General features: G+C 66.4%; 27 protein-coding genes, 1 pseudogene and 1 riboswitch. Of the genes and pseudogenes, 19 read left to right on the top strand and 9 right to left on the bottom strand.

Going from position 1 to position 26,317, the window contains the following annotated elements:
* Window positions 1-111, top strand: a pseudogene (locus EH199_RS17645) (IS630 family transposase); the annotation flags it as partial.
* A gap of 43 nt (window positions 112-154) precedes the next feature.
* Here EH199_RS17645 and EH199_RS17640 read toward each other — a convergent pair.
* The 4 genes from EH199_RS17640 to EH199_RS17625 all read right to left on the bottom strand — a co-directional run bounded on the left by EH199_RS17640 (window position 155) and on the right by EH199_RS17625 (window position 3,091).
* Window positions 155-1,282 (bottom strand): HigA family addiction module antitoxin, encoded by a 1,128-nt coding sequence (locus tag EH199_RS17640; RefSeq protein WP_190287329.1) that lies wholly within the window; start codon window positions 1,280-1,282, stop codon window positions 155-157.
* Window positions 1,279-1,584, bottom strand: coding sequence for a hypothetical protein (locus EH199_RS17635; protein WP_124810525.1), 306 nt, complete (start codon window positions 1,582-1,584; stop codon window positions 1,279-1,281). The genes EH199_RS17640 and EH199_RS17635 overlap by 4 nt, the downstream gene beginning before the upstream one ends.
* 716 nt (window positions 1,585-2,300) lie before the next feature.
* The gene (bfr, locus tag EH199_RS17630) at window positions 2,301-2,780 is read right to left on the bottom strand and encodes a bacterioferritin (RefSeq protein WP_124810524.1); all 480 of its coding nucleotides are present in this window, start codon (window positions 2,778-2,780) and stop codon (window positions 2,301-2,303) included.
* A gap of 134 nt (window positions 2,781-2,914) precedes the next feature.
* Entirely contained in the window at window positions 2,915-3,091 is a 177-nt protein-coding gene (locus EH199_RS17625; RefSeq protein ID WP_124810523.1) for a bacterioferritin-associated ferredoxin, read from the bottom strand.
* A 142-nt stretch (window positions 3,092-3,233) separates the two neighbouring features.
* A riboswitch (SAM-I-IV-variant riboswitch) is annotated at window positions 3,234-3,341 on the top strand.
* Window positions 3,342-3,390: 49 nt separating this feature from the next.
* On the opposite strand from EH199_RS17625, the gene metA reads away from it, so the two are divergent.
* The 17 genes from metA to EH199_RS17545 all read left to right on the top strand — a co-directional run bounded on the left by metA (window position 3,391) and on the right by EH199_RS17545 (window position 20,873).
* The gene (metA, locus tag EH199_RS17620; RefSeq protein ID WP_190287328.1) at window positions 3,391-4,299 is read left to right on the top strand and encodes a homoserine O-succinyltransferase; all 909 of its coding nucleotides are present in this window, start codon (window positions 3,391-3,393) and stop codon (window positions 4,297-4,299) included.
* A gap of 180 nt (window positions 4,300-4,479) precedes the next feature.
* Window positions 4,480-4,683 (top strand): 50S ribosomal protein L35, encoded by a 204-nt coding sequence (gene rpmI / locus EH199_RS17615; protein ID WP_124810521.1) that lies wholly within the window; start codon window positions 4,480-4,482, stop codon window positions 4,681-4,683.
* Window positions 4,684-4,696: 13 nt separating this feature from the next.
* Entirely contained in the window at window positions 4,697-5,059 is a 363-nt protein-coding gene (gene rplT, locus EH199_RS17610) for a 50S ribosomal protein L20 (protein ID WP_124810520.1), read from the top strand.
* Between the two features lie 203 nt (window positions 5,060-5,262).
* Window positions 5,263-5,700: a hypothetical protein gene (locus tag EH199_RS24750; RefSeq protein ID WP_223806745.1), complete on the top strand. Its 438-nt coding sequence runs from the start codon at window positions 5,263-5,265 to the stop codon at window positions 5,698-5,700.
* A complete protein-coding gene (locus EH199_RS24745) occupies window positions 5,684-6,097 on the top strand; it encodes a helix-turn-helix domain-containing protein (protein WP_223806744.1) in 414 nt (137 codons plus the stop codon). Before EH199_RS24750 ends, EH199_RS24745 begins: the two co-directional genes overlap by 17 nt.
* Window positions 6,098-6,161: 64 nt before the next feature.
* On the top strand, window positions 6,162-7,262 hold the full coding sequence (pheS, locus tag EH199_RS17600; protein ID WP_124810519.1) for a phenylalanine--tRNA ligase subunit alpha: 1,101 nt from the start codon (window positions 6,162-6,164) through the stop codon (window positions 7,260-7,262).
* Window positions 7,259-9,664: a phenylalanine--tRNA ligase subunit beta gene (gene pheT, locus EH199_RS17595; RefSeq protein ID WP_124810518.1), complete on the top strand. Its 2,406-nt coding sequence runs from the start codon at window positions 7,259-7,261 to the stop codon at window positions 9,662-9,664. The genes pheS and pheT overlap by 4 nt, the downstream gene beginning before the upstream one ends.
* A gap of 66 nt (window positions 9,665-9,730) precedes the next feature.
* Window positions 9,731-10,630: an aldose 1-epimerase family protein gene (locus tag EH199_RS17590; RefSeq protein ID WP_124810517.1), complete on the top strand. Its 900-nt coding sequence runs from the start codon at window positions 9,731-9,733 to the stop codon at window positions 10,628-10,630.
* Window positions 10,627-11,013 (top strand): hypothetical protein, encoded by a 387-nt coding sequence (locus tag EH199_RS17585; RefSeq protein ID WP_124810516.1) that lies wholly within the window; start codon window positions 10,627-10,629, stop codon window positions 11,011-11,013. The genes EH199_RS17590 and EH199_RS17585 overlap by 4 nt, the downstream gene beginning before the upstream one ends.
* A 37-nt stretch (window positions 11,014-11,050) precedes the next feature.
* On the top strand, window positions 11,051-12,571 hold the full coding sequence (locus EH199_RS17580; RefSeq protein ID WP_124810515.1) for a peptide chain release factor 3: 1,521 nt from the start codon (window positions 11,051-11,053) through the stop codon (window positions 12,569-12,571).
* Window positions 12,572-12,651: 80 nt separating this feature from the next.
* Window positions 12,652-13,521 carry an alpha/beta fold hydrolase gene (locus EH199_RS17575; RefSeq protein WP_124810514.1) on the top strand — a complete coding sequence of 290 codons (870 nt, stop codon included), beginning with the start codon at window positions 12,652-12,654 and terminating at the stop codon, window positions 13,519-13,521.
* 55 nt (window positions 13,522-13,576) lie between these two features.
* Complete coding sequence (locus EH199_RS17570) at window positions 13,577-14,308, top strand: endonuclease/exonuclease/phosphatase family protein (protein WP_124810513.1); 732 nt, start codon at window positions 13,577-13,579, stop codon at window positions 14,306-14,308.
* Between the two features lie 174 nt (window positions 14,309-14,482).
* The gene (locus EH199_RS17565; protein WP_124810512.1) at window positions 14,483-14,821 is read left to right on the top strand and encodes a P-II family nitrogen regulator; all 339 of its coding nucleotides are present in this window, start codon (window positions 14,483-14,485) and stop codon (window positions 14,819-14,821) included.
* A 23-nt stretch (window positions 14,822-14,844) separates the two neighbouring features.
* Window positions 14,845-16,257, top strand: coding sequence for an ammonium transporter (locus EH199_RS17560; RefSeq protein WP_124810511.1), 1,413 nt, complete (start codon window positions 14,845-14,847; stop codon window positions 16,255-16,257).
* Between the two features lie 339 nt (window positions 16,258-16,596).
* Window positions 16,597-18,729, top strand: a complete 2,133-nt coding sequence (locus tag EH199_RS17555) for a bifunctional diguanylate cyclase/phosphodiesterase (RefSeq protein ID WP_124810510.1) — start codon at window positions 16,597-16,599, stop codon at window positions 18,727-18,729.
* A 60-nt stretch (window positions 18,730-18,789) separates the two neighbouring features.
* A complete protein-coding gene (locus EH199_RS17550) occupies window positions 18,790-19,920 on the top strand; it encodes a histidinol-phosphate transaminase (RefSeq protein WP_124810509.1) in 1,131 nt (376 codons plus the stop codon).
* Window positions 19,917-20,873 carry a prephenate/arogenate dehydrogenase family protein gene (locus tag EH199_RS17545; RefSeq protein ID WP_124810508.1) on the top strand — a complete coding sequence of 319 codons (957 nt, stop codon included), beginning with the start codon at window positions 19,917-19,919 and terminating at the stop codon, window positions 20,871-20,873. Before EH199_RS17550 ends, EH199_RS17545 begins: the two co-directional genes overlap by 4 nt.
* Here the strand turns inward: EH199_RS17545 and EH199_RS17540 are convergent.
* From EH199_RS17540 to ftsE, 5 genes are read right to left on the bottom strand one after another with little or no spacing between them, the layout of a single operon-like run.
* Window positions 20,856-22,145: an NRAMP family divalent metal transporter gene (locus EH199_RS17540; protein WP_124810507.1), complete on the bottom strand. Its 1,290-nt coding sequence runs from the start codon at window positions 22,143-22,145 to the stop codon at window positions 20,856-20,858. The two genes, EH199_RS17545 and EH199_RS17540, sit on opposite strands and share 18 nt — an antisense overlap.
* Window positions 22,138-22,860, bottom strand: coding sequence for a 1-acyl-sn-glycerol-3-phosphate acyltransferase (locus tag EH199_RS17535; RefSeq protein ID WP_223806743.1), 723 nt, complete (start codon window positions 22,858-22,860; stop codon window positions 22,138-22,140). Before EH199_RS17535 ends, EH199_RS17540 begins: the two co-directional genes overlap by 8 nt.
* A gap of 17 nt (window positions 22,861-22,877) precedes the next feature.
* Window positions 22,878-23,381: a YdcF family protein gene (locus EH199_RS17530; protein WP_124810529.1), complete on the bottom strand. Its 504-nt coding sequence runs from the start codon at window positions 23,379-23,381 to the stop codon at window positions 22,878-22,880.
* 50 nt (window positions 23,382-23,431) lie between these two features.
* Complete coding sequence (locus EH199_RS17525; RefSeq protein WP_223806742.1) at window positions 23,432-24,370, bottom strand: ABC transporter permease; 939 nt, start codon at window positions 24,368-24,370, stop codon at window positions 23,432-23,434.
* A complete protein-coding gene (ftsE, locus tag EH199_RS17520; protein WP_124810506.1) occupies window positions 24,367-25,161 on the bottom strand; it encodes a cell division ATP-binding protein FtsE in 795 nt (264 codons plus the stop codon). The genes EH199_RS17525 and ftsE overlap by 4 nt, the downstream gene beginning before the upstream one ends.
* A gap of 153 nt (window positions 25,162-25,314) precedes the next feature.
* On the opposite strand from ftsE, the gene EH199_RS17515 reads away from it, so the two are divergent.
* Window positions 25,315-26,187: a zinc-ribbon domain-containing protein gene (locus EH199_RS17515; protein WP_124810505.1), complete on the top strand. Its 873-nt coding sequence runs from the start codon at window positions 25,315-25,317 to the stop codon at window positions 26,185-26,187.
* The last annotated feature ends 130 nt before the right edge of the window (window positions 26,188-26,317 follow it).

Below are 26,317 nucleotides of genomic sequence, written 5' to 3'. Positions count from 1 at the left end.
GGCGAGCGAACCGTCAATGGGCTGTGGGACCTGATCGGCAAGCTCGTCGATATCTTCCAGCCTGCCGAATGTGCCAATTACTTCAAATCTTGCGGATATGAGCCGGAATGAATGGAAACCGCTCTAAACGTTGCCACCAACACGCCCCCTTTTCTTAGAGCTGAGCCTCAGCCGCATTACCCCAACCATCGCTGACCGCTTCCTTAAGAAGATAGCGGCGAACTGGGACTTGATATTTTCTTAGGTAATCATATCTTTTCATTCTCTTTTGTAATTGCCCGATGACAAGAGCCGGATGAACCGACAAGATAGCAGCAAAGCCAACAACATCCCGCTCTGAAAAATACGGATGTTTGCGCGCATAGAATGACGCCATTTTTGCCGAGGGCACGCAGAAATCAGCGGCTGCTTCGTTTGCAATCCATTCTTCGTCACCTTCTACATACGGATAGCTTGAGTTTTCGTCGCTTAGATTATCGATCATTCCGATGGATGACTTCCCATGACCTCGGAGAATATGTTCGATCTCATGGCGTAGAACGAACCAGAAGTTGTCGATCCGGTCATAGAGCGTTGACATGCCGATAACCGGAGATGAATCATCGAGCCACGTGCAAACGCCGTCGATCTTAGCGTTTGGTAAAACTTCAACTAAGACAAAGCGTACGCCGCAGCTTGCCAGAAGACCTGGCACCGAAGCTACCGCTTCCGGATCGACCATTAGCCCACGCAACTTGGAAAGAATCGCTTCCAATTTATCCGTAGAGAAAGGTTCGACTTTCATCTGTCTTGCAAGTTGACGCACTCTGAATACCCAAGCGCGCTGATGTGGTGGGGTGACATCATAATGTGTGCGCTTGGCTGCGAAACCGACTTCCCCTATGCCATCATCATTGGCTACCTCGAAAAAACGATCCATCTGAAGCTTGAGGAGTGACGCCTCACTGTCCTGAATCCAGCCTCGGCGGATCATATCGCGCACGGGAAAACGAGCTTGAAGTTCAGCTCGGGTCTTCACAGCCGGATCTGGATCTTTGGCGTTCTGCAGATCGTAGCTTGCCTGAAGATTGAGGAAAAACTGCGGCGATGTGCCGAACGCGTCGCCGAGTAGCCGCGCCATATCCGGGGTGACACCACGCTTCCCTGACAGGAGAGGATTAAGTTGCTGCTCGGTCTGGCCCATAATGAACGCAAGATCGCGTTGAGACCAACCCCGAACCTCGAGTTCCATCTTTATGAAGACGCCGGGCGGATCAATCGTCACCTGTTTGCCCCTGCTCATGCCACCGCCCCTCGCAGCTGCTGTTCTATTGCTGTAACAACCACCGTCATGACATTGTTCTTTTCTATAATGCGGACAGCCATGGCCCATTGCGTCGGTAACACCACGAGATGATCTGCCGATTCAGGTTGCGGCTGCAAACCTAGACTTTTCCAATTATGCAGCGTGCGCACATCCGGCGCCGCCCTTATGATATGAAGGCGCTGACGCGCCGCCTGAATCACCGCAACCGGAAGGGAGGTCTCGGCCGCACCTTCCGTCTCGATCAAGGCTATGCGCTCGTCCGCGAACTCAATATCCATGAGTTCTGAGTATCGTGAAACGCGACTTAACGCAAGTCGTTAAGTCGCGTTTTGAAAGCGCGTCCGCCTTCACGTTGACGGGCAAGCCATTTCCTTTGCCCCAAAACATCTCTCGCGCCTGCCACTGAATCGGAATGGTGCGCACGAGTCGCAGGGTTTCGGGCAAGATTCGCGTGCGCGCGAGAATGCACCGAAACGGATATAGTCCGGGCATTCCGGCGACGTCAGGCGCGTTCCCGCGCCGATTGGCGCGCTTGGCCGGTGTCTCGCGCAATCGCCGCCCGCACCGGCAAGTTCCGGTTATCGTTCGACGCCGACAGTTAATATTCGGTTGACCGTCCTTCCGGTCCGTCGGCGCCTGCTAACAAGGCTCGGCCACCCGGCCCCAATCGCCCCACCGCCCCAAAACCGGCTGTTTTCCGGGCCAATTTGTGGTATGCTCCTAATTGGTGTTGTCCGGTCGACCTGTTCGGCACGGGGCATGTTCCGGGGCTGGCGGTGCGTCCGCCTTTCGCGGGCATGAGCCGGTCAGGAGCAACCGCAGGACTGAAAAGCTCCGGCCAGATGCCTCGGCGTCTGGCCGGGCGGTCCTTCCGCACCGCCCTTCCTTGCTGGCAGTTGTCTTGCTTCGTCGTTGCGAGCGCCGCGAAGCAATCCAGAGCGTCACGCGGAACCCTGGATTGCTTCGCGGCGCTCGCAATGACGCGGGTGCGGGCTCAGTCCTCGGGCGCTTCGCTGTTGAGCTGGATGTAGTTTGGCAGGCCCATGCGCGCGATCATGTCGAACTGCTTTTCCAGCGTGTCGACATGCTCCTCCTCGCTTTCGAGGATGTGCTGGAACAGATCGCGGCTGACGTAATCGCGCACGCTTTCGCAATGGGCGATCGCGTCCTTGAGCAGCGGGATCGCCTCCATTTCCAGCGCCAGATCGGCCTTGAGGATTTCCTCCACGGATTCGCCCACGCGCAGCCGGCCCAGCGCCTGGAAATTGGGCAGGCCATCGAGGAACAGGATACGGTCGGCCAGCTGGTCGGCGTGCTTCATCTCGTCGATGGATTCGTGCCGTTCGAACTGGGCGAGCTTCTTGATGCCCCAGTTGTCGAGCAGGCGGAAATGCAGCCAGTACTGGTTGATGGCGGTCAGTTCGTTGAACAGCGCCTTGTTGAGAAATTCGATGACCTTGGCGTCGCCCTTCATGGCGCGGCTCCTTCAAACGTCCGGTGTGGGCCGCAGCCTATGCGGCCCGCGCCCATCGGCCAAGCGCGAACGATTCGCGCGAGGGGCGGCGGTAAGGACAGGCGGTTGCAGGAAGCGCGATCGGGCGCCAGTGATCAGGCAAGCGCGCAGGCGCGTTCGTCGGCCACCACGTCCTCGGCATCGTCCAGGCACTGGCGGCACTGGGGCTGGCAGCCCAGCCGGGCGTAGAGCGCTTCGGCATCGCCCGAATGGCTCCGCGCGGCGCCCCGCAGGTCCTTTTCGCGAATGGCATTGCAGATGCAGACGTACATCAGGACACCCGATTCTCTCGACCGAATGATCATCTTTTAATGCGAGGTAGTCTCAATAGCAAGGGCTGCGCGTGAACATCGTCCTGGCATCGCCCTCCGGGACAGTCCCGATTGCCAAGCGCCGCGTTCCGCGATAGAGCGACTCTCGCATCAAGAGTTGGGGTGGACGCCCCGACGCCAACCTGCCGATCCGGGCAAGGTGGCGCTCCGCAAGGAGGATGTGGCCGATCCGGCAACCAAACGGACACGGACACGCGCGGCGTCTTTCCCCACGGGACGAGAAGAAAGACGCCAGGACAGTGCCGATCCGGATTGCCGACAACCTGCCCGCCCGCCGCACGCTCGAATCCGAAGGCGTGATCGTGATGGGCGAAACCGAAGCCGCGCGGCAGGATATCCGCCCGCTGCGCATCGCGCTGCTGAACCTGATGCCCGACAAGATCACCACCGAAACCCAGATCGCGCGGGTGCTGGGCGCCACGCCGCTGCAGGTGGAACTGGAACTGCTGCGCATTTCCGACCACGTCAGCAAGAACACCTCGGCCGGGCACATCGCCGAATTCTACCGCCCCTGGGCGGACGCGCGCGGGGAGCGCTTCGACGGGCTGATCGTGACCGGCGCGCCGGTGGAGCAGATCCCGTTCGAGGAAGTGACCTACTGGGACGAATTGCGGCGCATCTTCGACTGGTCGCAGGTCAACGTCCACCGCACGCTCAACGTCTGCTGGGGGGCGATGGCGGCGCTGCACCATTTCCACGGCGTGCCCAAGCACGGGCTGGCGTCCAAGGCCTCGGGCGTGTTCCGGCATGACAACCGCGCGCCGGCCAGCCCGTGGATGCGCGGGCTGCCCGATGTGTTCGACGTGCCCGTCTCGCGCTGGAGCGAAGTGCGCGCCACAGACCTGCCCGAAGGGCGCGGGCTGCGCGTGCTGGCCGATAGCGCCGAGACCGGGCTGTGCCTGATCGACGATCCGGCCCACCGCGCGCTGCACATGTTCAACCACCTAGAATACGATACGCTGACGCTGGCGGGCGAATACGCGCGCGACGAGGGCGGCTATATGCCGCAGCACTATTTCCCCGGCGACGATCCGCAGGCCGCGCCTGCCAACACCTGGCGCGGCCACGGGCACCTGCTCTACGGCAACTGGATCAACGAGACCTACCAGACCACGCCGTTCGATCTGGCCGACGTGGGCGGGCGCTGAGCAGGGGCGCCAGGAAGGGGCGCCAGGAAGGGGTAGGTGCGGCATCAAAGCCAGCGCCCGCTTGCCTTTCCGGGCGGACCTGACTATGGGCGCCTCCTTCAACCGACACACCATTCGGGATTCGCCTGGCTGAAAGGGCTGCCACGGCGAATCTGGCGCGTCGAATCCTAGGAGACGAAAATGCCCAAGCTCAAGACCAAGAGCGGCGTGAAGAAGCGGTTCAAGATCACCGCTTCCGGCAAGGTGAAGCACGGCGTTGCCGGCAAGCGCCACCGCCTGATCAGCCACAACGCCAAGTACATCCGCCAGAACCGCGGCACGGAAGTGATCTCCGACGCCGACGCGAAGGTGATCAAGAAGTGGGCGCCCTACGGGCTGAACTGAGGAGCGCTGACTTATGAGCCGTATCAAGCGTGGTGTTACCACCCGTGCCAAGCACAAGCGGATTCTGGACCAGGCCAAGGGTTACCGCGGCCGTCGCAAGAACACGATCCGCGTCGCCCGTCAGGCCGTCGAAAAGGCCGGCCAGTACGCCTATCGCGACCGCAAGGTTAAGAAGCGCACCTTCCGCGCCCTGTGGATCCAGCGCATCAACGCCGCGGTCCGCGCCGAAGGCCTCACCTATTCGCAGTTCATCCACGGCGTGAAGCTCGCCGGGATCGAACTCGATCGCAAGGCGATGGCCGATCTGGCGATGAACGAAGGCGGCGTGTTCAACGCCGTGATCGCGCAGGCCAAGGCAGCGCTTCCCGCCGCCTGAGCCGTTCGCACCGCGAACCGCATCAAAGGGCATTGGTCCGTTCTGGACCAATGCCCTTTTTGCTGGAAAATCAGAAACTACCCCCGATTCTGCTAACCTGCGTGACAATATCGCCGATCTGGAGGCTTTTGCAGCGCGCAACAAACGATTATGGCGATTTGTAACGGATTGCTACTTAGCAACGATTCCGAAGGGTCGCGCGATTGCCAGCGGATTGCCGCGTAAAGGTTCGTTTCCATCAGCCGCCCCTGGCGCTGCGCCCCTATTTCACGACGTTTTACCTCACCGAGATCGACATTCCCGAGGGGCAGCGGGTGCAGGATCACCTGCATCCCGAATGGGCCAACCTGCGGCTGTTCCAGGGTGTGACGCCCGAAGCGGAGATCGCGGGGATCAAGGGGCCGCCCGGCATTGCCGCGATCGGCACCGGGCCGACGAGCACGACCATCCGCTTCACCGCGGGCCGCTGCCGCATATGGGGCATCGGCCTGTTGCCGCTGGGCTGGGCGAAATTCGCGCGGGCGCCGGCGCATCTCTGGGCCGATCGCATCTTCGATCCCTGCGCGGAGCCTGACTTCGCCCAGTTCGGTCCGCTGATCGACGGCGTATTCGGCGCGCGCGGACATGCCGGCGCCCGATGAAGACCGGATCGTGGCCATCCATGGCGCGATCGTCGATCCGGAAACGGGCTCCGTGGCGGACGTGGCCGAAGCGACGGGCCTGGCTTCGTACACCATCGAGCGCATCTGCCGCCGCTATTTCGGCTTCGCCCCGCGCCTGCTGCTGCGGCGGCAGCGCTTCATGCGCAGTCTGTCGCAGTACATGCTCGACCCCGAACTCAAGTGGATCGGCGCAATCGACGGGCACTATCACGATCAGGCGCAGTTCGTTCGCGATTTCCGGCGGTTCATGGGGATGACGCCGCGCGCCTATGTGGCGCATCCGCGTCCGGTGCTGTCGGCCGTGATGCGCGCGCGCTTCGAGGCGGCCGGCGCGGCCGTGCAGGCGCTGCACCTGCCGGCGCGGACCGGGGACTGATGCAACGGGGGGCGCTGCGTTTCGCCCTTTGATTCCGCACCGTTTGGCGCTAGCGGCACCGGCGATGGAACAGCTTGAACAACAGCAGGCCGAAACGCTGGGCGCGATCGCGGACGCCGCAACGCCCGAAGCGGTCGAGGCGATCCGCGTAGCCGCGCTCGGCAAGCAGGGCTGGGTCAGCGCCCTGCTCAAGACGCTGGGCGGCATGTCCCCGGAACAGCGCCAGAGCGAAGGCCCGAAGATCCACGCCGCGCGCGAGGCGGTGACCGCCGCGCTGGCCGCGCGCAAGGGCGCACTTGAGGCGGCGGCGCTCGATGCGCGGCTGGCGGCCGAGACGGTGGACCTTTCGCTCCCCGCGCCCGAAGCGCCGAGGGGATCGGTCCATCCGGTCAGCCAGGTGATGGACGAGCTGGCGGAAATCTTCGCCGACATGGGCTTCGCGGTGGCGTCCGGTCCAGAGATCGAGGACGACTGGCACAACTTCACCGCGCTCAACATGCCCGAAACGCACCCGGCGCGGGCGATGCACGATACCTTCTATTTCCCCGACAAGGATGCGGAAGGGCGCGCCATGCTGCTGCGCACGCATACCTCGCCGGTGCAGATCCGCGCGATGCTGAAACAGGGCGCGCCGCTGCGCGTGATCGCGCCCGGCCGCGTCTATCGCAGCGACAGCGATGCCACGCACACGCCGATGTTTCACCAGATCGAAGGCCTGGTGATCGACAAGGGCATCCACCTTGGTCACCTGAAGTGGACGCTGGAAACCTTTCTCAAGGCGTTCTTCGAGCGCGACGACATCGTGCTGCGCCTGCGCCCGAGCTATTTCCCGTTCACCGAACCGTCGGTGGAAGTCGACGTGGGCTACACCGTGATCAACGGCAAGCGCGTGGTCGGCGGCGGCGGTGACGTCGCAAACGGCGGCTGGATGGAAGTGCTGGGCTCGGGCATGGTCAACCGCCGCGTCATCGAATTCGGCGGGCTCGATCCCGATCAATGGCAGGGCTTCGCCTTCGGCACCGGCGTCGACCGGCTGGCCATGCTGAAATACGGCATGGACGATCTGCGGGCGTTCTTCGATGGCGATGTGCGCTGGCTGCGGCACTACGGTTTCGGCGCGCTCGATGTGCCGACGCTTTCCGGCGGCGTGGGGGTGAAGGCATGAAGTTCTCGCTCTCGTGGTTGAAGGACCACCTCGATACTGGGTCCGACGCCGATGCCATCGCGCGCAAGCTGACCGCGCTGGGCCTTGAAATCGAAGGCGTGGAGGATGCCTCCGCCGCGCTGGGCGCGTTCCGCATCGCGCGCGTGCTGACGGCGGAAAAGCATCCGCAGGCGGACAAGCTGCAAGTGCTGTCGGTCGATCTGGGAGATGGCGCGCCACTCCAGGTGGTCTGCGGCGCGCCCAATGCGCGCGCGGGGCTGGTCGGTGTGCTCGGCCTGCCTGGCGCGGTCGTGCCCGCGAATGGCATGGAACTGCGCAAGTCGGCCATTCGCGGCGTCGAATCCAACGGCATGATGTGTTCCACGCGCGAGCTGGGCCTTGGCGAGGAACACGATGGCATCATCGAACTGCCGGCCGACGCGCCGGTGGGCGCGACCTTTGCCGACTACCTGGGGTCGGACCCGGTGTTTGACGTGGCGATCACGCCCAACCGGCCCGATTGCATGGGCGTTTATGGCATAGCGCGCGATCTGGCCGCGGCGGGGCTGGGCACGCTGAAGCCGGTGGATGCCGCGCCTTTCGCGGGCGCGTTCGCGTGCCCGGTGGACATCCGCATCGAGGACGCCGAAGGCTGCCCCGCGTTCTATGGCCGCGTGATCCGGGGCGTGAAGAACGGCCCTTCGCCGCAGTGGCTGCAGGACCGGCTCAAGAGCGCCGGCCAGCGCCCGATCTCGGCGCTGGTGGACGTGACCAACTACGTCATGCTCGCCTATGGCCGCCCGGCGCACGCCTATGATCTGGCGAAGCTGAACGGTGCGGTCGTGGCGCGCCGGGCCACCGATGGCGAGAAGGTCGTCGCGCTCAACGGCAAGGAATACACGCTCGATTCGACGATGACGGTGATCGCCGACGCGGCGGGCGTGCACGACGTGGCCGGCATCATGGGCGGCGAGCATTCGGGCTGCGCCGACGATACCACCGATGTCCTGCTCGAAGTCGCCTATTTCGATCCGGCGCGCATCGCCCGCACCGGGCAGGCGCTGGCGCTAACCAGTGATGCGCGCGGCCGGTTCGAACGCGGGGTGGACCCGGCGTTCCTCGATGCCGGGATCGAGCTGCTGACGCGGCTGATCCTCGACATCTGTGGTGGCGAAGCGTCCGAGGTGCTGCGCGTGGGCGCGCCGCCGCTGGCGCGCAAGACCGTGGCCTACGATCCTGCGCTGGCTGGCCGGCTGGGCGGCGTGGCGGTTGCCGAGGACGAACAGCGCCGCATTCTTGCCGCGCTGGGCTTCGAGGCGGCGGCGGGAGAAAGGTCCGGCTGGACCGTGACCGTGCCCACCTGGCGCCCCGACGTGGATGGCGCGGCCGACATCGTGGAGGAAGTGATCCGCGTGCACGGGCTGGACGCGGTGCCTTCCACGCCGCTGCCGCGCGCGGACGGCGTGGCGAAGCCCACCGCCACGCCGGCGCAGATCGTGGAACGGCGCATGCGCCGCGCCGCCGCGGCGCGCGGGCTGAACGAGGCGGTCACCTGGTCGTTCCTGCCCGAAGGCGAGGCGGAGCATTTCACCGAAGGCGATGGCGGGCTGTGGGTGCTGGCCAATCCGATTTCGGAAGACCTCAAGGCGATGCGCCCGTCGCTGCTGCCGGGCCTGCTTTCGGCGACCCGGCGCAACCTCGATCGCGGTGCGGCGTCGGTCCGCCTGTTCGAGATCGGCCGCCGCTATCTGCGCGGTGAGGCCGGGGCGAGCGACGAGAAGCTGAGCCTCGTGGTGGTGCTGGCAGGGGAAAAGACTCCGCGCGGCTGGAAGAGCGGCAAGGCGCAGGCCTTCGATGCCTTCGACGCCAAGGCCGAGGCGCTGGCGCTGCTGGCCGAAGCCGGCGCGCCGGTCGACAATCTGCAGGTGATGGGCGAGGCCGGGCCTCAGTTCCATCCGGGCCAGTCGGCCACGCTGCGATTGGGGCCGAAGACGGTGCTGGCACGCTTTGGCATGCTGCACCCGGCGACCGCCAAGGCCTTCGATCTCGACGGGCCAGTGGCCGCCGTGGAGCTGTTCCTCGATCGTATTCCCCCGAAGAAGGCCGCGCCCGGCTTCGCCCGTCCGCACTATGCGCCGCCCGCGCTGCAGGCAGTGACGCGCGATTTCGCCTTCCTGGTCGATGCCGGGGTGCCGGCGGGCGACCTCGTCCGCGCGGTGAAGGGGGCCGACAAGGCCAATATCGTCGCGGCGCGGCTGTTCGACGATTTCCGGGGCCAGGGCGTGCCCGAGGGGCAGAAGTCTCTGGCGGTGGAAGTCACGCTCCAGCCGGGCGAGAAGAGCTACGACGATGCCGCGCTCAAGGCGATTGCCGACAAGGTGGTTGCGGCGGCGGGCAAACTGGGCGGCGTGCTGCGCGGATAGGTCGACAGATCACGCGCAAGCCGCCATGCTGCACCTGCGCAGGAGGACGGCTTGCCGTGAGGGACCATGCCTGAAAATCCCGTACCCGAAGACCTCGTCACCATCGCGTCCGGCGCGCTGACCGCGCGGGTCCATCCGCTGGGCGCGGAACTGTGGTCGCTGCGCGATGCCCAGGGCCGCGAGTTCATGACCGATGCCGATCCGGCGTTCTGGACCGGTCACGCGCCGCTGCTGTTCCCGATCGTGGGGGCGCTGGCGGAGGACCGCTATCGCATCGATGGGGATACCTTCACGCTGCCGCGCCACGGCTTCGCGCGGCGGATGCCGTTCGAGCTGGCGGCGCGGGACGACGATCGCGTCACCTTTCGCCTGACCGACAGCGCGGCGACTTGCGCGGTCTATCCCTTCGCCTTCGTGCTGGAGATGGCCTTCGTGGTGGACGGCGCGACACTGCGCATGACCGCCACCGTGTCCAACCCCGGCGCCCGGCCGCTGCCGTTCGCGTTCGGGTATCACCCCGCCTTCGCCTGGCCGCTGCCCGGCGGCGCGGCGAAGGCGGCGCACCGCGTGGTGTTCGAACGGGACGAGCCGGCCGCCCTGCGCGTACTCGACGCGGCCAGCGGACTGGTCGCCCCCGAACCGCGCGCCACCCCGGTGAAGGGCCGGGAGCTGGCGCTCTCGCCCGATCTTTTCGCTGATGACGCGCTGATCTGGGACGATCTCGCCAGCCGGGCGCTGTGCTATGGCGCGGACGGTGGGTCGTGGCTGGACATCGCGTTTCCGGACACGCCGATGCTGGGGCTGTGGCAGAAGCCGGGGGCGAACTACCTGTGCATCGAACCGTGGCAGGGCCATGCCGATGCGGTGGGCTTCGCCGGCGATTTCCGCGAGCGGCCGGGCGTGGTGCTGCTGCCGCCGGGCGAGCGGCGCCATTTTCGCATGGACGTGACGGTGCGGGCGAAATGAAGGCCGCTGCCCCGCCGCGAAGCGCGATTATCGTCTGGGTTCTGCTGCTGGGCGTGCTGGCGGCGCTGCTGGTCTTTGCAGGCACCTATGGAGAGGCGAAGCGGAAGAGCGAACTACGCCACCTGCTTTTCGCCAATTCCCGGCTGACCGCTGAACAGCTTTCCCGATGCCTGATGAACCGGATGCCGCTGACGGGTAAGAGCTGGAAAGCGGTTGAAGGCATGACCGACACGATCGAGGCGTGGAATGGTGCGCGTGGGCTGCGCGTGCGGATCGTCGATGCTGCCATGCGCGGTCGCCGCGTCGAGATTTCGACCCCCGGCGGTCGTCCGTTGCGCGATCAGGAAGCCGAAGCGCTGCGCACCTGCCTTTCAGGCGGATGATGGACGCGGCCGCCTCGGGAGGCTAGGGGCGCATCCCATGTCCAATCGCCGCACCTTCGCCATCATTTCGCACCCTGACGCGGGCAAGACCACGCTGACTGAAAAGCTGCTGCTGCAAGGCGGCGCGATCCATCTCGCGGGCGAGGTCAAGGCGCGCGGGCAGGCGCGGCGCGCGCGGTCGGACTGGATGAAGATCGAGCAGCAGCGCGGCATCTCGGTCACGTCCTCGGTGATGACGTTCCAGAAAGACGGCATCGTCTTCAACCTGCTTGATACGCCGGGCCACGAGGACTTCTCCGAAGACACCTACCGCACGCTGACCGCGGTCGATTCGGCGATCATGGTGATCGACGCGGCCAAGGGCATCGAGCCGCAGACGCGCAAGCTGTTCGAAGTGTGCCGGATGCGTTCGGTGCCGATCATCACCTTCGTCAACAAGGTCGATCGCGAAGGCCGCTCGGTGTTCGAGACGCTGGATGAAGTGGCCGATGCGCTGGCGCTCGATGTGGTGCCGATGGCGTGGCCGATCGGCATGGGCGGCCTGTTCCAGGGCGTGCTGAACCTCGCCACCAACCAGATCAGCCGGCCCGAGGGCGACAGCCGCGAATTCCTGGGCAAGGTGGAGCCGGCGGCCGATATTCCCGATGACATCGCCGAGGAGATCGAGCTGGCGCAGGCGGGCTATCCCGAATTCGATCTCGAAGCCTATCGCCATGGCGACCTGACCCCGGTGTTCTTCGGATCGGCGCTCAAGAACTTCGGCGTGGCCGAACTGATCGACGCGATCGCGAAATACGCGCCGCCGCCGCGCCCGCAATCGTCGGAGCAGGGCACGATCACGCCGGAGCGGCCCGACGTGACCGGTTTCGTGTTCAAGGTCCAGGCCAACATGGACCCGCAGCACCGCGATCGCATCGCGTTCATGCGCATGGTTTCGGGCACGTTCCGGCGGGGCATGAAGCTGACCCCGTCGGGGCTGGGCAAGCCGATCGCGGTCCATTCCCCGATCCTGTTCTTCGCGCAGGACCGCGAGATTGCCGACACCGCCGAGGCGGGCGACATCATCGGTATTCCCAACCACGGCACATTGCGCGTGGGCGATACCCTGTCCGAACGCAACGACGTGCGCTTTACCGGCCTGCCCAACTTCGCACCCGAAATCCTGCGGCGCGTGGCCCTGAAGGACCCGACCAAGACCAAGCAGCTGCGCAAGGCGCTGGACGATCTTTCCGAAGAAGGCGTGATCCAGGTGTTCTACCCGGAAATCGGCGCGCAGTGGATCGTCGGCGTGGTCGGCCAGCTGCAGCTCGACGTGCTGATTTCGCGGCTGGAGGCGGAATACAAGGTGGAAGCGGTGCTGGAACCATCGCCGTTCGACACCGCGCGCTGGCTGAAAGGCTCGCCCGAGGCGCTGAAGGCCTTTGCCGATTTCAACCTGTCGAATCTCGCCAAGGATCGCGATGGCGATCCGGTGTTCCTGGCGCGCTCGGCCTGGGACGTGGGCTACCAGCAGGAGCGCAACCCCGAGCTGGCCTTTTCCGCGACCAAGGAAAGATAGCCGCCGGCAGCCGCCCATAAGGGTGGACTTCCGGCGCGTCTCCTGTTGCACTGCACCCAACGAAAAGGCAGGAGGGAAGGATGGACTTGCTGGGACCCACTTCGCAGAGCTTCGTCTCGCAGCGGCTGCGGCTGCACTATGTCGACTGGGGCAACACGGAAAAGCCGCCGCTGCTGCTGATCCACGGCGGGCGCGACCATTGCCGCAGCTGGGACTGGACGGCCGAGGCCCTGCGCGAGGACTGGCACGTCATCGCCATGGACCACCGCGGCCACGGCGACAGCGAATGGGTTTCCGACGGCAACTACCGCACCATGGACATGGTCTATGACGTGGCGCAGCTCGTCCACCAGCTCAACCTCGCGCCGGTGACGATCGTCTCGCATTCGTGGGGCGCCAACGTCTCGCTGCGCTATGCCGGTCTGTTTCCCGAAGACGTGCGCAAGCTGGTGGCGATCGAGGGCATCTTCCCCACGCCCGAATGGGAAATGCGGATGAAGGACGTGCCCTTCGCGCGGCGCATCCGCGAATACATCGCCGAAAAGCGCAAGGCCGCCGGCCGCCTGCCGCGCCGCTATCCCACGCTGGAAGACGCCTATGCGCGCATGAAGGCGGAAAACCCCTATCTGACCGACGAGCAGGCGCGGCACCTGACCAAGCACGGGATCAACCGCAACGAGGACGGGACGTTCACCTGGAAGTTCGATCCCTACGTCCATCTCGACCATCCGTTCGACATCAGCAACGAGCGCAAGCACGAGCTGTGGGAAGCGATCACCTGTCCCACGCTGCTGCTGAATGGTGCGGATTCGTGGGCGGGCAACCCCGAGCGTGACGGGCGCATCCGGCATTTCCGCGACGCCACGGTGATCGAGTTCGAGAACGCCGGGCACTGGCTGCACCACGACCAGTTCGGCCGCTTCATGAAGACGCTGAAGGACTTCCTGTGATCGCCGGTCCGATCGTGCCGGCGCTCAACGCCTTGCGCTGACTGCGGCCCCGGCGGTGCGGCTTACGTTCGCCAGCTACAACATCCACAAGGGCGTAGGGCTGGACCGGCGCCGCGATCCCGATCGCATCCTGGGCATCCTGCGCGAGATCGACGCGGACGTGATCGCGCTGCAGGAAGCCGATCGCCGGTTCGGCACGCGCGAGGCGGTGCTTTCGCGCCAGGCAATCCTCGAGCACAGCCCCTGGCGCCCGATCGCCCCGAACGGGGCGATGACGGGACGCGGCGGTGGCGCCCGCCCGGCGAGCATCGGCTGGCACGGCAACGTCCTGCTGGTGCGCCGCGAGATCGCGGTGGACGCGGTGGGCGCGGTGCCGCTGCCGACGCTGGAACCGCGCGGTGCGATCTGCGCGGACCTGCGCGTGGGGCAGGCCCGCCTGCGGGTGGTGGGGATGCATCTGGATCTGTCGGGCTTGCGCCGGCGGCACCAGTTGCAGGCGATTTGCGATCATGTGGAGCGCTGCGCCGGCGCGGCGCCCACCGTGCTGATGGGCGACATGAACGAATGGTCGGCGGCGCGCGGCGCCTTTCGCGGGCTGGAGGAAGGCTGGCGCCTGCTGGCACCGGGACGCAGCTTTCCGGCGCGGCGGCCGGTGGCCCAGCTCGACCGGATCGTGGTGAGCGGCGAATGGCAGGTGGAAGACCTGGGCGTGCACCACAGCGCGCTGTCGGCGGTCGGTTCCGATCATCTGCCCGTTTGGGCGCGCCTGGCGCTGCGATCTGCCTAAAAATTAGGCAAAAGGTCCGTTTTGCACAAGATTCGGGCTGATCGTGGCCGGCGTGGGCGAATTTGCGTCCAAAAATCCTCGGATTCCTGAACTTTCGGTAAATGGCACGCCCTTTGCTTTGAGAAATCTCGCCGGCGGGTCGCCCGGCGTAGAGGCCTGGAAAGGGGGGCGTGAATGAAGTTCATCATCGCCATCATCAAGCCGTTCAAGCTGGACGAAGTGCGTGAAGCACTGTCGGCTCTGGGCGTGGCAGGGATGACGGTGTCGGAAGTGAAAGGTTTCGGTCGGCAGAAGGGGCAAACCGAAATCTATCGCGGCGCCGAGTACTCCACCAACATGCTGCCCAAGGTGAAGATCGAGATTGCGGCCAGCGATGACCTCGCTCCGCAGATCGTCGAGACGATCCAGCAGACCGCCAGCACCGAAGCGATTGGCGACGGCAAGATCTTCGTTCTGGATCTCGCTTCCGCCACGCGCATCCGCACCGGTGAATCCGGGGACACCGCGCTTTGATTTCCGACACGAGGGGAACCCATATGATCCGTAAGATGATCAGTGGCGTTGCGGGCGTGGGCGTATCGCTCTTCGCTTCTACCGCCGCTTTCGCACAGGCCGGCCCGATCAAGGCGCCGACCGCCGAGCAGATGGCCACGATGGTCAACAAGGGTGACACCACCTGGATGCTGCTTTCGGCCACGCTCGTCCTCCTGATGAGCATTCCCGCACTCGCGCTGTTCTATGGCGGTCTCGTCCGCACCAAGAACATGCTCAGCGTGCTGATGCAGGTTTTCATGATCGTGTCGGTCGCCGCCCTGTGCTGGGTGAGCTGGGGCTATTCGATGGCCTTCACCGGCGGTTCGCCGTACTTCGGCGGCCTTTCCAAGATGTTCCTGGCCGGCGTTTCGGCCTCGACCTACGCCGCGACGTTCTCGAACAACGTCTACATTCCCGAATATGCCTACGTCATCTTCCAGATGACCTTCGCCTGCATCACGCCGGCGCTGATCGTCGGCGCGTTCGCGGAACGCGTGAAGTTCACGCCGCTGATGATCTTCACGGTGCTGTGGCTGACGCTGGTCTATTTCCCGATGGCCCACATGGTGTGGTACTTCGCCGGTCCTGACTTCCTGGCCGATGCGCCGACCGATGCCGGTCTGCTCTATGGCTGGGGCGCGCTGGACTTCGCGGGCGGCACCGTCGTTCACATCAACGCGGGCATCGCCGGCCTCGTCGGCTGCCTCGTGATCGGCAAGCGCGTGGGTTATGGCAAGGAAGCCACCCCGCCGCACTCGCTGACCATGACCATGATCGGCGCCTCGCTGCTGTGGGTGGGCTGGTTCGGCTTCAACGCCGGTTCGAACCTCGAAGCCAATGGCCTGGCCGCACTCGCCTTCATCAACACCTTCGTCGCCACTGCCGCCGCCGCCGTTTCCTGGGCGATCGTCGAGCAGATCAAGCACGGCAAGCCCTCGATGCTGGGTGCCGCCTCGGGTGCCGTCGCCGGCCTCGTCGCGATCACTCCGGCCGCCGGCTTCGCGGCGCCGATGACCTCGATCATCCTGGGTCTCGTCGTCTCGCCGATCTGCTTCCTGTTCGTCTCGACCGTGAAGAACGCGCTCAAGTACGACGATACGCTCGACGTCTTCGGCGTGCACTGCATCGGCGGGATCGTCGGCGCGATCGGCACCGGCATCGTCGCCAACCCGGCGTTCGGCGGCCAGGGCTGGGTGAACTACACCGTGTTCCCCGCCGTTGCCGGCAAGTACGACATGGCGGCCCAGGTCTTCACCCAGATCAAGGCCGTGCTGCTGACGCTGGTCCTCTCGGGCGGTGTCTCCGCGATCCTCTTCTTCGCCCTCGACAAGACCATCGGTCTGCGTCCCAGCGAAGAAGCCGAACGCGAAGGCCTCGACATCACCGAGCACGGCGAACGCGCCTACAACTACTGAGTTACCGAGCTTGGCGGGGCGGGGGGTGTGATCCTCTCCCTCTCTCCCCCGACCCCGCCAGACGATGTTCCTCCTGCGAACAGACTAAGGCCGGAGTGCTAGCCCACTCCGGCCTCTTTTATTGTCTGGCGCAAAAGGAGGGCGCGACAGGCGCCCGGAAAGGTCCGCTGTCGGAAAAATGCGCGGCGCTTAAGAGCTTTGCAACCGCTGGTTGATACTGAGGTCACTTCGGCTCAACACCCAGAGCATACGAAAGACTACGTAGTGGGCAGCAACAAGCTAAGAAGTCTGTTGGGGCGTCGGTCCGGTGCGGGGGAAGGAAACTCCCGGGCGCGGCGCATGTCGCAAGGGGATGCGGCGGCTCTCTGTTTCGCTTACGAGGATCTGGGCCTCGGCAGTTTCTGGACGACCGATGGCGAGGGGCGGCTGACTTACATGTCGTCCGCCGCGCAGGCCCTGCTCGGCGGCGGCGAGGACGGCCTCATTGGCCGGCCCTTCCTGGAGCTGTTCCTGCCGCCCGATCGCGAAGCCGAAGGAGACAGCCAGCGGGCGCTGTCCTTCGCGCTGGCCCGCCGGGGCCGCTTCGAGCGCGTGATCGCCCGGAGCGAGGCCGGGGGACGGGGCTGCTGGTGGTCGATCTCGGGCGAACCGCAGAGCGATGGCAATACCTTCACGGGTTTTCGCGGGCACTGCGCCGACATTACCGGCGAGCGCGAATCCGCCGAGGAAAGCTCGCGGCTGGCCATGCACGATCCGCTGACCGGGCTGCTCAACCGCCGGCGCATGACGCAAGTGCTCGAACGCACGCTGACCGCCTACGCGCTGCAGCGGCGCTCTTGTGCGATCATGCTGATCGACCTCGACCGCTTCAAGCAGGTCAACGATACGCTGGGCCACGCCGCCGGTGACGCGCTGCTCAAGCAGGTGGCCGATCGTCTGGTGAAGATCGTGGGCGACAAGGAAAAGGTCTGCCGCCTGGGCGGCGACGAGTTCCAGGTCATCCTGCCCGATCAGGAAGATCGCGGCGTGCTGGGAGACATGGCCACCTCGATCATCAGCAGCATCTCGCAGCCGTATTCGATCGAAGGCAGCCGTTGCACCATCGGCGCGTCGGTGGGCGTGGCGGTCGCGCCGTTCGACGGGCAGGCCAGCGAGGAACTGGTGCGCAACGCCGATCTCGCGCTCTATGCCGCCAAGGGCAGCGGGCGCGGCCGGTTCCGCTTCTTTTCGAACGATCTGCTGAAGGCGGCCGAAGATCGCCGCGTGCTGGAGGAAGACCTCATCGACGCGCTGCCGAAAGGCCAGCTCGAACTGCACTACCAGCCGATCGTGAAAGCCACGTCAAACCAGATCGTCGGGATGGAGGCGCTGTTGCGCTGGAATCATCCCGAGCAGGGCTGGATTTCGCCCGCGCGGTTCATCCCGATCGCCGAAGAATCACACCTGATCTGCCGCATCGGCGAATGGGTGCTGCGCAAGGCGTGTGAAGACGCGGCCTCATGGCCGGGCGACGCGCGCGTGGCGGTCAATGTCTCCCCCATCCAGTTCGCGGATTCGTCGCTGCCCGCGCTGGTGGCGAGTGCGCTGGCGTCGTCGGGGCTGGAGCCCGACCGGCTGGAGCTGGAAATCACCGAAGGCGTGTTCCTGCAGGAAGGCGGGACCACCGACGCGATGTTCCGGGCGCTGAAGGATCTGGGCGTTCGCCTGGCGCTCGACGATTTCGGCACCGGCTATTCCTCGCTCGCCTATCTGAAGACCGCGCCGTTCGACAAGATCAAGATCGACCAGAGCTTCGTGCGCGGCGCGACGGGGTCGGGATCGCGCAACCGCGCGATCATCGCCGCGATCGTGGCGCTGGCCAAGGCGCTGGACATGGAAACGACGGCGGAAGGCGTCGAATCGTTCGACCAGTTCGATCTGATGAAAAGCCTGGAAGTCAGCCATGTGCAGGGCTTCATCTACAGCCCCGCGATCACCAACGAGGATTTCCTGGCCCGGCTGGATGGCGATGGATGGATCATCGCCCCGTCCGGACCCGCGCGGCAGCGGCATGACCGGCAGGCGATGTTCCGCCGGATCGGCGCGATCCACGAAGATCACTACTATCCGATCGTGCTGCGCAACCTGTCGGTATCCGGCGCGCTGATCGAGGGCATGGTGGACGTGCCACTGGGCACGAAATTCGTGCTCGATCTGGGTGACGGCCAGCTGGTCATCGCCACGGTGCGCCGTTCGCGCAAGCACCAGCAGGGTGTTGAGTTCGAACAGGAAATGGTGGCGGATGGCAATGGCGGGCTGTGTACGCGCCATCGCGTTTCGCCCTATGCGCTGACGGCGGCGGGCCTGACCCAGACGCCGGGCCATGCCGGGCCCATGCTGATCACCCGCAGCGACGACGGCCGCGTCATGCTGCCCGCGTTCAGCCTGGCGAGCGAATGGAACGGAGCCGCCCTGCGCACCGAGGCGGCCTGAACGGCAGGCGCGGGCTACCCGTTGCGGAATTTGTCCACGCCGCCTAATGCCCGGCGCATCATGGCAGACGCGCAGACATCCCCGGACCGGCCGCAACCCAAGGAATGGATCAAGGCGATCCACGCCTATGTTCCCGGCAAGTCCACCGGGGCCGACGGGCGTCCGCTGATCAAGCTTTCGGCGAACGAGAACCCGCTGGGCACCAGCGCGGCCGTGCTCGCGGCGCGTGGTGGTGCAGGGCACGGCGCGGGGGAACCTTCGCGCTATCCCGATCCCGACAGCAAGGATCTGCGCGCCGCGCTGGGCGCGCTGCACGGCATTTCCGCCGATCGCATCGTCATGGGCACCGGTTCGGACGAACTGCTGCACATCGCGGCGCAGGCCTACGCCGGGCCGGGGGACGAGATCGTCTACGTCCGCTATGGCTTCTCGGTCTATGACATCGCCGCGCGCCGGTGCGGCGCGGTGCCGGTGGTGGCGCCGGACGCGGACTATGGCACCGACGTCGACGCGCTACTGGCCTGCGTGACCGAGCGGACGCGGGTGGTGTTCCTCGCCAATCCCAACAATCCCACGGGCAGCTTCCTGCCGCGCGAAGGGATCGCCCGGCTCCACGCCGCGCTGCGCCCGGACGTGCTGCTGGTGATCGACCAGGCCTATGCCGAATATGTCGCGCCGGACGATGACGATGGCGCGCTTGCCCTGGCGGCCAGCGCGGCGAATGTGCTGGTCACGCGCACGTTCTCCAAGATATATGGCCTGGCCGGCGAACGCATCGGCTGGGCGACGGGCGACGCCGCGATCGTCGACATGCTCAACCGCATTCGCGGCCCGTTCAACCTGTCGCTGACGGCGCAGGCTACCGGGCTGGCAGCGGTGGCGGACCAAAGCTTCGTGGAGGAATCGCGCCGGCACAATGCCGTGCAGCGCGCGAAGTTCGTGGCGGCGCTCAACGCGCTGGGCAACCACGGCATCCGTCCGTTGCCGAGCGAGGCGAACTTCGTACTGATCCTGTTTGAAGGCGCGCTGAGCGCCGAGGCGGCCTATCTGGGGCTGATGGAGCACGGCTACATCACCCGCTGGCTGCCGGGGCAGGGGCTGCCGCAGGCGCTGCGCATCACCATCGGCACCGAAGCGCAGATGAACGAGATCGCGGCCGCGCTGCGGCAGATGTGCGAGACGGCGAAGTGACGACGTCCGCGCCCGCGCCGTTCCGCCACGTTGCGGTGATCGGGCTGGGCCTGCTGGGCGGATCGGTCGCCCGCGCGGTCAAGACCTACGCGCCCGATGCTACGGTAAGCGGCTTCGACGCCGATGCCGCCGTGCGCCGGCGGGCGCGGGAGATCGCGCTGTGCGATACGATCGCCGAAAGCGCGGGCGAGGCGGTGCGCGAAGCGGACCTTGTCGTACTGTGCGTGCCGGTGGGCGCGATGGGTGCTGCCGCACGGGCACTCGCGGCGGACCTGCCGCACGGCGCCCTGGTGACCGACGTGGGGTCGAGCAAGGCCAGCGTGGCGCGCGCGCTGGCGGACGCGCTGCCGGGCCATGCGGTGATCCCCGCGCACCCGGTTGCCGGGACCGAACAGAGCGGGCCGGACGCCGGCTTCGCCACGCTGTTCCGCAACCGCTGGTGCATCCTGACGCCACCCGCCGATGCCGATCCGGCGCTGCTGGCGCGGCTGGCCGCATTCTGGGAAACGCTGGGCGCGCGCGTCGATATCATGGATGCCGAACACCACGATCTGGTGCTTGCCGTGACCAGCCACCTGCCGCACCTGATCGCCTATACGATCGTCGGCACCGCGTCGGATCTCGAGGCGGTGACGCAGAGCGAGGTCATCAAGTATTCGGCCGGCGGCTTCCGCGATTTCACCCGCATCGCCGCGTCGGACCCGACGATGTGGCGCGACGTGTTCCTGAACAACCGCGATGCGGTGCTCGACATGCTCCAGCGCTTCACCGAGGATCTGATGGGGCTGCAGAAAGCGATCCGGGTCGGCGATGGCGCGGCGCTGTTCGACCACTTCACCCACACCCGCGCGATCCGCCGCTCGATCATCGAGCAGGGCCAGGACGATGCGCGCCCCGATTTCGGCCGCGTTCACGACGAGGGCACGGACCGACGGTCAGGCCAGCAGGAATAGCAGGGCCACGGCCGCCATCACGGCGGTGGAAAGCCAGCCGCCGAGCGCCAGCGCCGGCGAGATGACGAAGGCGCCCATTACGCGCGGATTGCGCGCGATAAGCATGGTCACCACCATCAGCGGCGGCGCCAGCAGCCCGTTGACCACCGCGGCCCAGTACAGTGCGTGCATCGGATCGATCGCCAGAAGGTTGAGCGCGATGCCCGCCGCCGTGGCCAGCGCGATCACGGCATAGAACGCCTTGGCTTCGCGCAGGCGCCGATCCAGCCCCTCGCTCCAGTCGAAGGTTTCGGCGACGGCATAGGCCGCCGAGCCGGCCAGCACCGGAATGGCGAGCAGGCCGGTGCTGACAATGCCCAGCGCGAATAGCACGAAGGCGAAGTCTCCGGCCAGCGGCCGTAGCGCGGAGGCGGCCTGCACCGCGCTGTCGATTTCGGTGATGCCTGCCCGGTGCAGCGTTGCCGCCGTGGCGATGACGATAAAGATCGCGGTCAGGTTGGAAAAGACCATGCCCACCAGCGTGTCGATGCGGATGCGGCGCAGCTCCGCGCCGGCGGTGCGCGGCGCCACGCAGAGCGGCTTGGTGTGGCGGCGGCGCTGTTCTTCCACTTCCTGCCCGGCCTGCCAGAAGAACAGGTAAGGGCTGATCGTGGTGCCCAGCACCGCCACCAATGCCATCACGCTGGCCTTGTCGAAGGCCAGGTGCGGGATCAGCACGCCCCGGGCCGCATCGTCCCAGGATACGTGCGCCACGGCCGCCACCGCGAAATACGACAGCAGCGACAGGGTGGTCCATTTGAGGATGCTCGCATAGCGGGCATAGCTGACGAACACTTCCAGCGCGATGCTGAGCAGCCCGAAGCCGATGATGAACGGCATGTCGGGGCCGGGCAGGATCAGGGTGAGCGCCGAGCCCATCGCGCCCAGGTCTGCACCCAGGTTGATGACGTTGGCGATCAGCAGGAGCATGACCACGCCGCGCAGCAGCGGCCGGGGGTAATGGTCGCGCAGGTTGTGGGCTATGCCCCGCCCCGATACCGCGCCGATCCTGCCGCAAATCTCCTGGATCGCGGTCATCAGTGGCAGGCTGAACAGCAACGTCCACGCCATGCCATAGCCGAACTGCGCGCCGACCTGGCTGTAAGTGCCGATGCCGCTGGGATCGTCGTCGGCCGCGCCGGTGACGAGACCCGGCCCCAGCACCGCGAGAGGGGAGCGGCGGGGCGGCGCTTCTTCGCCGGCTTCTTCGGACGGCTCGGGGGCGTCAGTCATGCAGCACGTTGAGCGCCGCCAGAACCCGGGCCTCCACCTCTTCGCGGGGAAGGCCGGCGGGAATCTCCTCGCCGAAGTGATAGCGGACGGCGCCCGGCCGCTTCCACAGGCGATGGTAGAGCGGGCCGCTGTTCACCGCGACCGGGATCACCGGCAGGTTCAGCAGCTTGTAAAGCCCGGCGAAGCCCGATTGCAGCGGCGCGGCGGACCCGTGCGGCACGCGCGTTCCTTCGGGAAAGATCACCAGCGGACGGCCGTTGGCGATCAGCCGGCGCGCCTCCGTCAGCATCGTGCGCAGGGCCTTTGCGCCGGCATCGCGCTCCACTCCGATCAGGCCATAGCGGATCCCCGCCTTGCCCCACAGCGGCAGGCGCATCAATTCCATCTTGGCGAAGACGACCGGCGTATCGAACGTGGCGGGCAGCTCGATCGCCTCGTAGAACGATTCGTGCCGGATCGCGTACAGCACGCCGCCGCGCGGGTGGGCGACGTTGCTTTCGCGCCGGATGCCCAGCAGATAGCGGCAGCAGGCGCGGTGATACTTGCCCCAGCTGCGGATGGCCGAGCGGAAACGATGTTCGGAGACGGACATCATCAGCGCCACCCAGATCACCAGGAACACCGTGCCCGTGTAGAACACCAGGTAGAACGCCAGGCTGCGCGGGATATCGAGGATGCTGCCGCGCGGCTGCGGCGGTGCCATCGGAGACGTCATGGTGGCGCTTGTCCTTGTTACCAGCCGGCGGCCCATGCGCCGATGCGGGCAAGCAGTTTGTTGTATTCTAGGAACAGGATGCGCAGCGAAGGACGCGACGGCACGGCATCGCGCACGATCACGATATCGTCGGGCAATGCGGCGGCGAGGTCGAACGCGGCGCGGCGCATGTGCCAGTCGGTGGTGATGAGGCGGATCGAATGCAGGCGCTGCGCCGCCACCCAGCGCGCCGCTTCCAGCCCGTTGGAGCGGGTATCGACCGAATCGTAGCCCAGCGTGATGCAGCATTGCAGCAGGCGCGGTTCCACCCCGTATTCGGCCGCGAATTCGCCCGGCTTCACTTCGCGGTCCACCCCGGCGATCAGCAGTTTGCGTGCGTGGCCGGCGCGCAGTTCCGTCAGCGCGCGCGGGATGCGACCGCCGCCGCCGGTCACCACGACGATGCCGTCGGTGGTGCGGTCGTCGGCCGGCTGGGGCAGCAGCAGCGCGAACCACAGGAAGCCCAGCACCCAGGCGAGCATCGTCAGCGACGCAATGCGCCGGAACAGGCCGGGAGGCTTGCGCAGCCGCCTCACAGCATGCGCCTCAGGTTGCGCAGCACCGAAACACGCGCCGTCACCACCGCCAGCGCCACGCCCGCCAGCGGAATCGCGGCGATCACGATCCAGTCGCTCCACAGCAGCCCGGCGGACGTGGTCATGCCCGAGCCGAGCGCCGCGAACTGGCGGCCCAGCAGCACCACCACGATCAGGCCCACCAGCAGGCCGACAATGCCGCCCGCCGCCGCGTCCATCGCCATGCTGCGCTGGAAGATCCGCGCGATCTGGTTGTCGGTGCCGCCCAGCATGTGCACGATCTCTATCGTATCGCGATGATTGCCAAGCGCATTGCGCGAGGCCAGCAGAACGGCGGCCACGGTGGCCAGCGCCAGCAGCGCGATCAAGCCGCCCGCCAGCCATTGCAGCGCGTGGATCGCGGAAAAGACCGGGGTCAGCCAGCCCGCCTGCGCATCGACGCGCGCGGCCGGGGCGTTGCGCGCCACCCGCGCGCGCAGCGCGGCGATCCGGTCGGGCGTGGCATGGCCGGAAAGGCGCACGTCGAGCAGCGCGGGGATGGGCAGGGCTTCCACGTCGTCGCCGGGGCGGGTGCCCAGCCACGGTTCGACCAGCGCGTTCAGTTCCTCCTGCGGCACGACCCGCGCCGATACCACGCCCGGCGCGCCGCGCAGCGTGGCCAGCGCGGCCAGCGCCTGCCGGTTGCGCTCGGCCGGCGCGGCGGACACGACCTGGACCGTGACGCCGCCTTCGACGTCCGCGCTCGCGGTCTGCGCGGCGTTGCGCAGGGCCAGGCCGCTGGCCGCCGCCACCACCGTCAGCGCGATCATGATGGCGATCACCCAGGGCATCGGGCCGGACAGGCGCGCTTCGGGCAGCAGGCGCGCCTCGTTGTTGCCCGCACGATCGCGCCGGCCATCGGCCATCGCCGCGCCAAGCCAGGAAAAGACGTTCATGGTGCGACGCTTTCAGGCCCGGGCTGGCCCGCCGCTGCCGCCACCCCCGCTGCCGCCACCCCCGCTGCCGCCGCCGGCGCGGACCGGCGGGGGGGATAGCGCAGCGCGCCCGTCGGATCGAGGAGCTTGCCCTTGTCGAGCCGCATGATCAGCGAATCCGGCACCTGACGGATCAGTTGCGGATCGTGGGTGGCGACCACCACGGTCGTTCCCAGCCCGTTCAGCGACTGGAACAGGCCGATCAGCTTGAACGCCATGTCCGCATCGACGTTGCCGGTCGGTTCGTCGGCGATGAGCAGTTCGGGCCGACCGATCACCGCGCGGGCAATCGCCACGCGCTGCTGCTCCCCGCCGGAAAGCGCGGCGGGCTGGGCGTGGCGCCGGTCGGCCAGGCCCACCCAGTCCAGCATGTCGTTCACCGGGCGGACGATGTCCTTCTCCACCATGCCCGCCACGCGCAGCGGCAGCGCCACGTTGTCGAAGGCGGAAAGGTGCGGCACCAGCCGGAAATCCTGGAACACCACCCCCAGCCGGCGGCGGAAGCCGGGCAGCCGGTCGCGCGGCAGGGTGATCGCATCGGTGCCGAACATGCGGATCAGCCCGCGCGAGGGGCGCTGGGCCAGATAGAGCAGGCGCAGCAGGCTGGTCTTGCCCGCGCCGCTGGCGCCCGTGAGGAAATAGAAATTGCCGGAAAAAAGCGTGAAGCTGACATCGGTCAGCACTTCCTTGCCGGTGCCGTAGCGCAGCCCGACATTGTCGAACTGAACGATCTCGGCGTCTGGCTGGGTCATGATGAAACAGGCGTCCCCGGATTGCTGTAATGCGCTCTTTTCGCAGCGTGAGCGGCTATACGCGTCAATCGATGTGGAAAAAAGGCTGTGGACGCCCTTCTCTAGGGTGCGCGCCTATTGTTTCAATCCGCTTCGCCATGCTTAACCGCAATTATGATCATCGCCTGTCCAGCCTGTTCGACGCGCTATGTCGTTCCCGACAGCGCGATCGGTGCGGAAGGTCGCACCGTGCGGTGCGCGCGCTGCCGCCATAGCTGGTTCCAGGAGGGGCCGGAGCTGCCCCCGCGCGACGATGGAATGCTGCGGCCCCCTGCTGCCCCAGCAGCGCCCGCCGCTCAACCGGCCGCCCCTCAGGCAGCCGCTGCCCAGCCGCCCGTGGTGGAGGAGCCCCGGCCCGAACCGGCGGTGGCATCGCCCGCCAGCGATGGCGATCCGCAGGGCGACCAAAGCATCGCAGCGGAAGCCGAGGGCGACGGGCTCGACGAAAGCGACGCGTCCGCGCCGCCGCCGGCCTTCGCCGCCCTGCGTGCCGAGCCGGAAGTCGAGGAATTCGTGTCGATGCTCTCGAGCTTCGAACACGAACCGCCGTTCCGCCCGCGCCGCAACCCCGCGCGGCTGTGGACGGCCGCTGCGGTCACGTTCGCGCTGGCGGTGGCCGCGCTGATCGGGGCGGTGAGCTATTTCGGCATGCCGGACTGGCTGCCCGTGGCGCACCCCACCTTCGGCGCCGCGCCATCGGACCTGGCGCTGTCGTTCCCGCCGGAACGGCAGGACCGGCGCACCCTGCCCAACGGCACCGAATATTTCGGCGCGAGCGGAACGGTGACGAACGTGGGCAAGGAAGTGCGCACGGTGCCGCCGATCCTGATCGTGCTGCGCGATGGCAAGGACCGCATCGTCTATACCTGGAACGTCACCCCGCCCAAGGAAACGCTCGCGCCCGGGGAGAGCGTGACGATCAACGAAGCGGTGACCGACGTGCCCAGGGACGCCAAGATCGCGGAAATCGGCTGGAAACCCGATTGACCCGCCGCATGGGCGCGGATGGGCGTGGATCGGAAGGCGATGGCCCGGAAGCTTCGGGAAAAAACCGCATCATGGCGGTTGCGCCCCGCAAACCCCTTTGCTAAGGGCCCGCTCCTACCCCCCACGGGAC

The sequence above is a fragment of the Novosphingobium sp. LASN5T genome, from assembly GCF_003856955.1.
In the GTDB taxonomy this organism is placed as follows: domain Bacteria; phylum Pseudomonadota; class Alphaproteobacteria; order Sphingomonadales; family Sphingomonadaceae; genus Novosphingobium.
Note: the sequence above shows the minus strand (reverse complement) of the source record. Positions and strands in the feature narration are given on the sequence as shown.

Excerpts from the sequence above, each read along its gene's own strand:
- EH199_RS17640 (WP_190287329.1), bottom strand. The coding sequence starts at position 1,282 with ATGAGCAGGGGCAAACAGGTGACGATTGATCCGCCCGGCGTCTTCATA.
- EH199_RS17635 (WP_124810525.1), bottom strand. The coding sequence starts at position 1,584 with ATGGATATTGAGTTCGCGGACGAGCGCATAGCCTTGATCGAGACGGAA.
- bfr (WP_124810524.1), bottom strand. The coding sequence starts at position 2,780 with ATGAAGGGCGACGCCAAGGTCATCGAATTTCTCAACAAGGCGCTGTTC.
- EH199_RS17625 (WP_124810523.1), bottom strand. The coding sequence starts at position 3,091 with ATGTACGTCTGCATCTGCAATGCCATTCGCGAAAAGGACCTGCGGGGC.
- rpmI (WP_124810521.1), top strand. The coding sequence starts at position 4,480 with ATGCCCAAGCTCAAGACCAAGAGCGGCGTGAAGAAGCGGTTCAAGATC.
- rplT (WP_124810520.1), top strand. The coding sequence starts at position 4,697 with ATGAGCCGTATCAAGCGTGGTGTTACCACCCGTGCCAAGCACAAGCGG.
- EH199_RS24745 (WP_223806744.1), top strand. The coding sequence starts at position 5,684 with ATGCCGGCGCCCGATGAAGACCGGATCGTGGCCATCCATGGCGCGATC.
- pheS (WP_124810519.1), top strand. The coding sequence starts at position 6,162 with ATGGAACAGCTTGAACAACAGCAGGCCGAAACGCTGGGCGCGATCGCG.
- pheT (WP_124810518.1), top strand. The coding sequence starts at position 7,259 with ATGAAGTTCTCGCTCTCGTGGTTGAAGGACCACCTCGATACTGGGTCC.
- EH199_RS17590 (WP_124810517.1), top strand. The coding sequence starts at position 9,731 with ATGCCTGAAAATCCCGTACCCGAAGACCTCGTCACCATCGCGTCCGGC.
- EH199_RS17585 (WP_124810516.1), top strand. The coding sequence starts at position 10,627 with ATGAAGGCCGCTGCCCCGCCGCGAAGCGCGATTATCGTCTGGGTTCTG.
- EH199_RS17580 (WP_124810515.1), top strand. The coding sequence starts at position 11,051 with ATGTCCAATCGCCGCACCTTCGCCATCATTTCGCACCCTGACGCGGGC.
- EH199_RS17575 (WP_124810514.1), top strand. The coding sequence starts at position 12,652 with ATGGACTTGCTGGGACCCACTTCGCAGAGCTTCGTCTCGCAGCGGCTG.
- EH199_RS17565 (WP_124810512.1), top strand. The coding sequence starts at position 14,483 with ATGAAGTTCATCATCGCCATCATCAAGCCGTTCAAGCTGGACGAAGTG.
- EH199_RS17560 (WP_124810511.1), top strand. The coding sequence starts at position 14,845 with ATGATCCGTAAGATGATCAGTGGCGTTGCGGGCGTGGGCGTATCGCTC.
- EH199_RS17555 (WP_124810510.1), top strand. The coding sequence starts at position 16,597 with ATGTCGCAAGGGGATGCGGCGGCTCTCTGTTTCGCTTACGAGGATCTG.
- EH199_RS17550 (WP_124810509.1), top strand. The coding sequence starts at position 18,790 with ATGGCAGACGCGCAGACATCCCCGGACCGGCCGCAACCCAAGGAATGG.
- EH199_RS17540 (WP_124810507.1), bottom strand. The coding sequence starts at position 22,145 with ATGACTGACGCCCCCGAGCCGTCCGAAGAAGCCGGCGAAGAAGCGCCG.
- EH199_RS17535 (WP_223806743.1), bottom strand. The coding sequence starts at position 22,860 with ATGACGTCTCCGATGGCACCGCCGCAGCCGCGCGGCAGCATCCTCGAT.
- EH199_RS17530 (WP_124810529.1), bottom strand. The coding sequence starts at position 23,381 with ATGCTCGCCTGGGTGCTGGGCTTCCTGTGGTTCGCGCTGCTGCTGCCC.
- EH199_RS17525 (WP_223806742.1), bottom strand. The coding sequence starts at position 24,370 with ATGAACGTCTTTTCCTGGCTTGGCGCGGCGATGGCCGATGGCCGGCGC.
- ftsE (WP_124810506.1), bottom strand. The coding sequence starts at position 25,161 with ATGACCCAGCCAGACGCCGAGATCGTTCAGTTCGACAATGTCGGGCTG.
- EH199_RS17515 (WP_124810505.1), top strand. The coding sequence starts at position 25,315 with ATGATCATCGCCTGTCCAGCCTGTTCGACGCGCTATGTCGTTCCCGAC.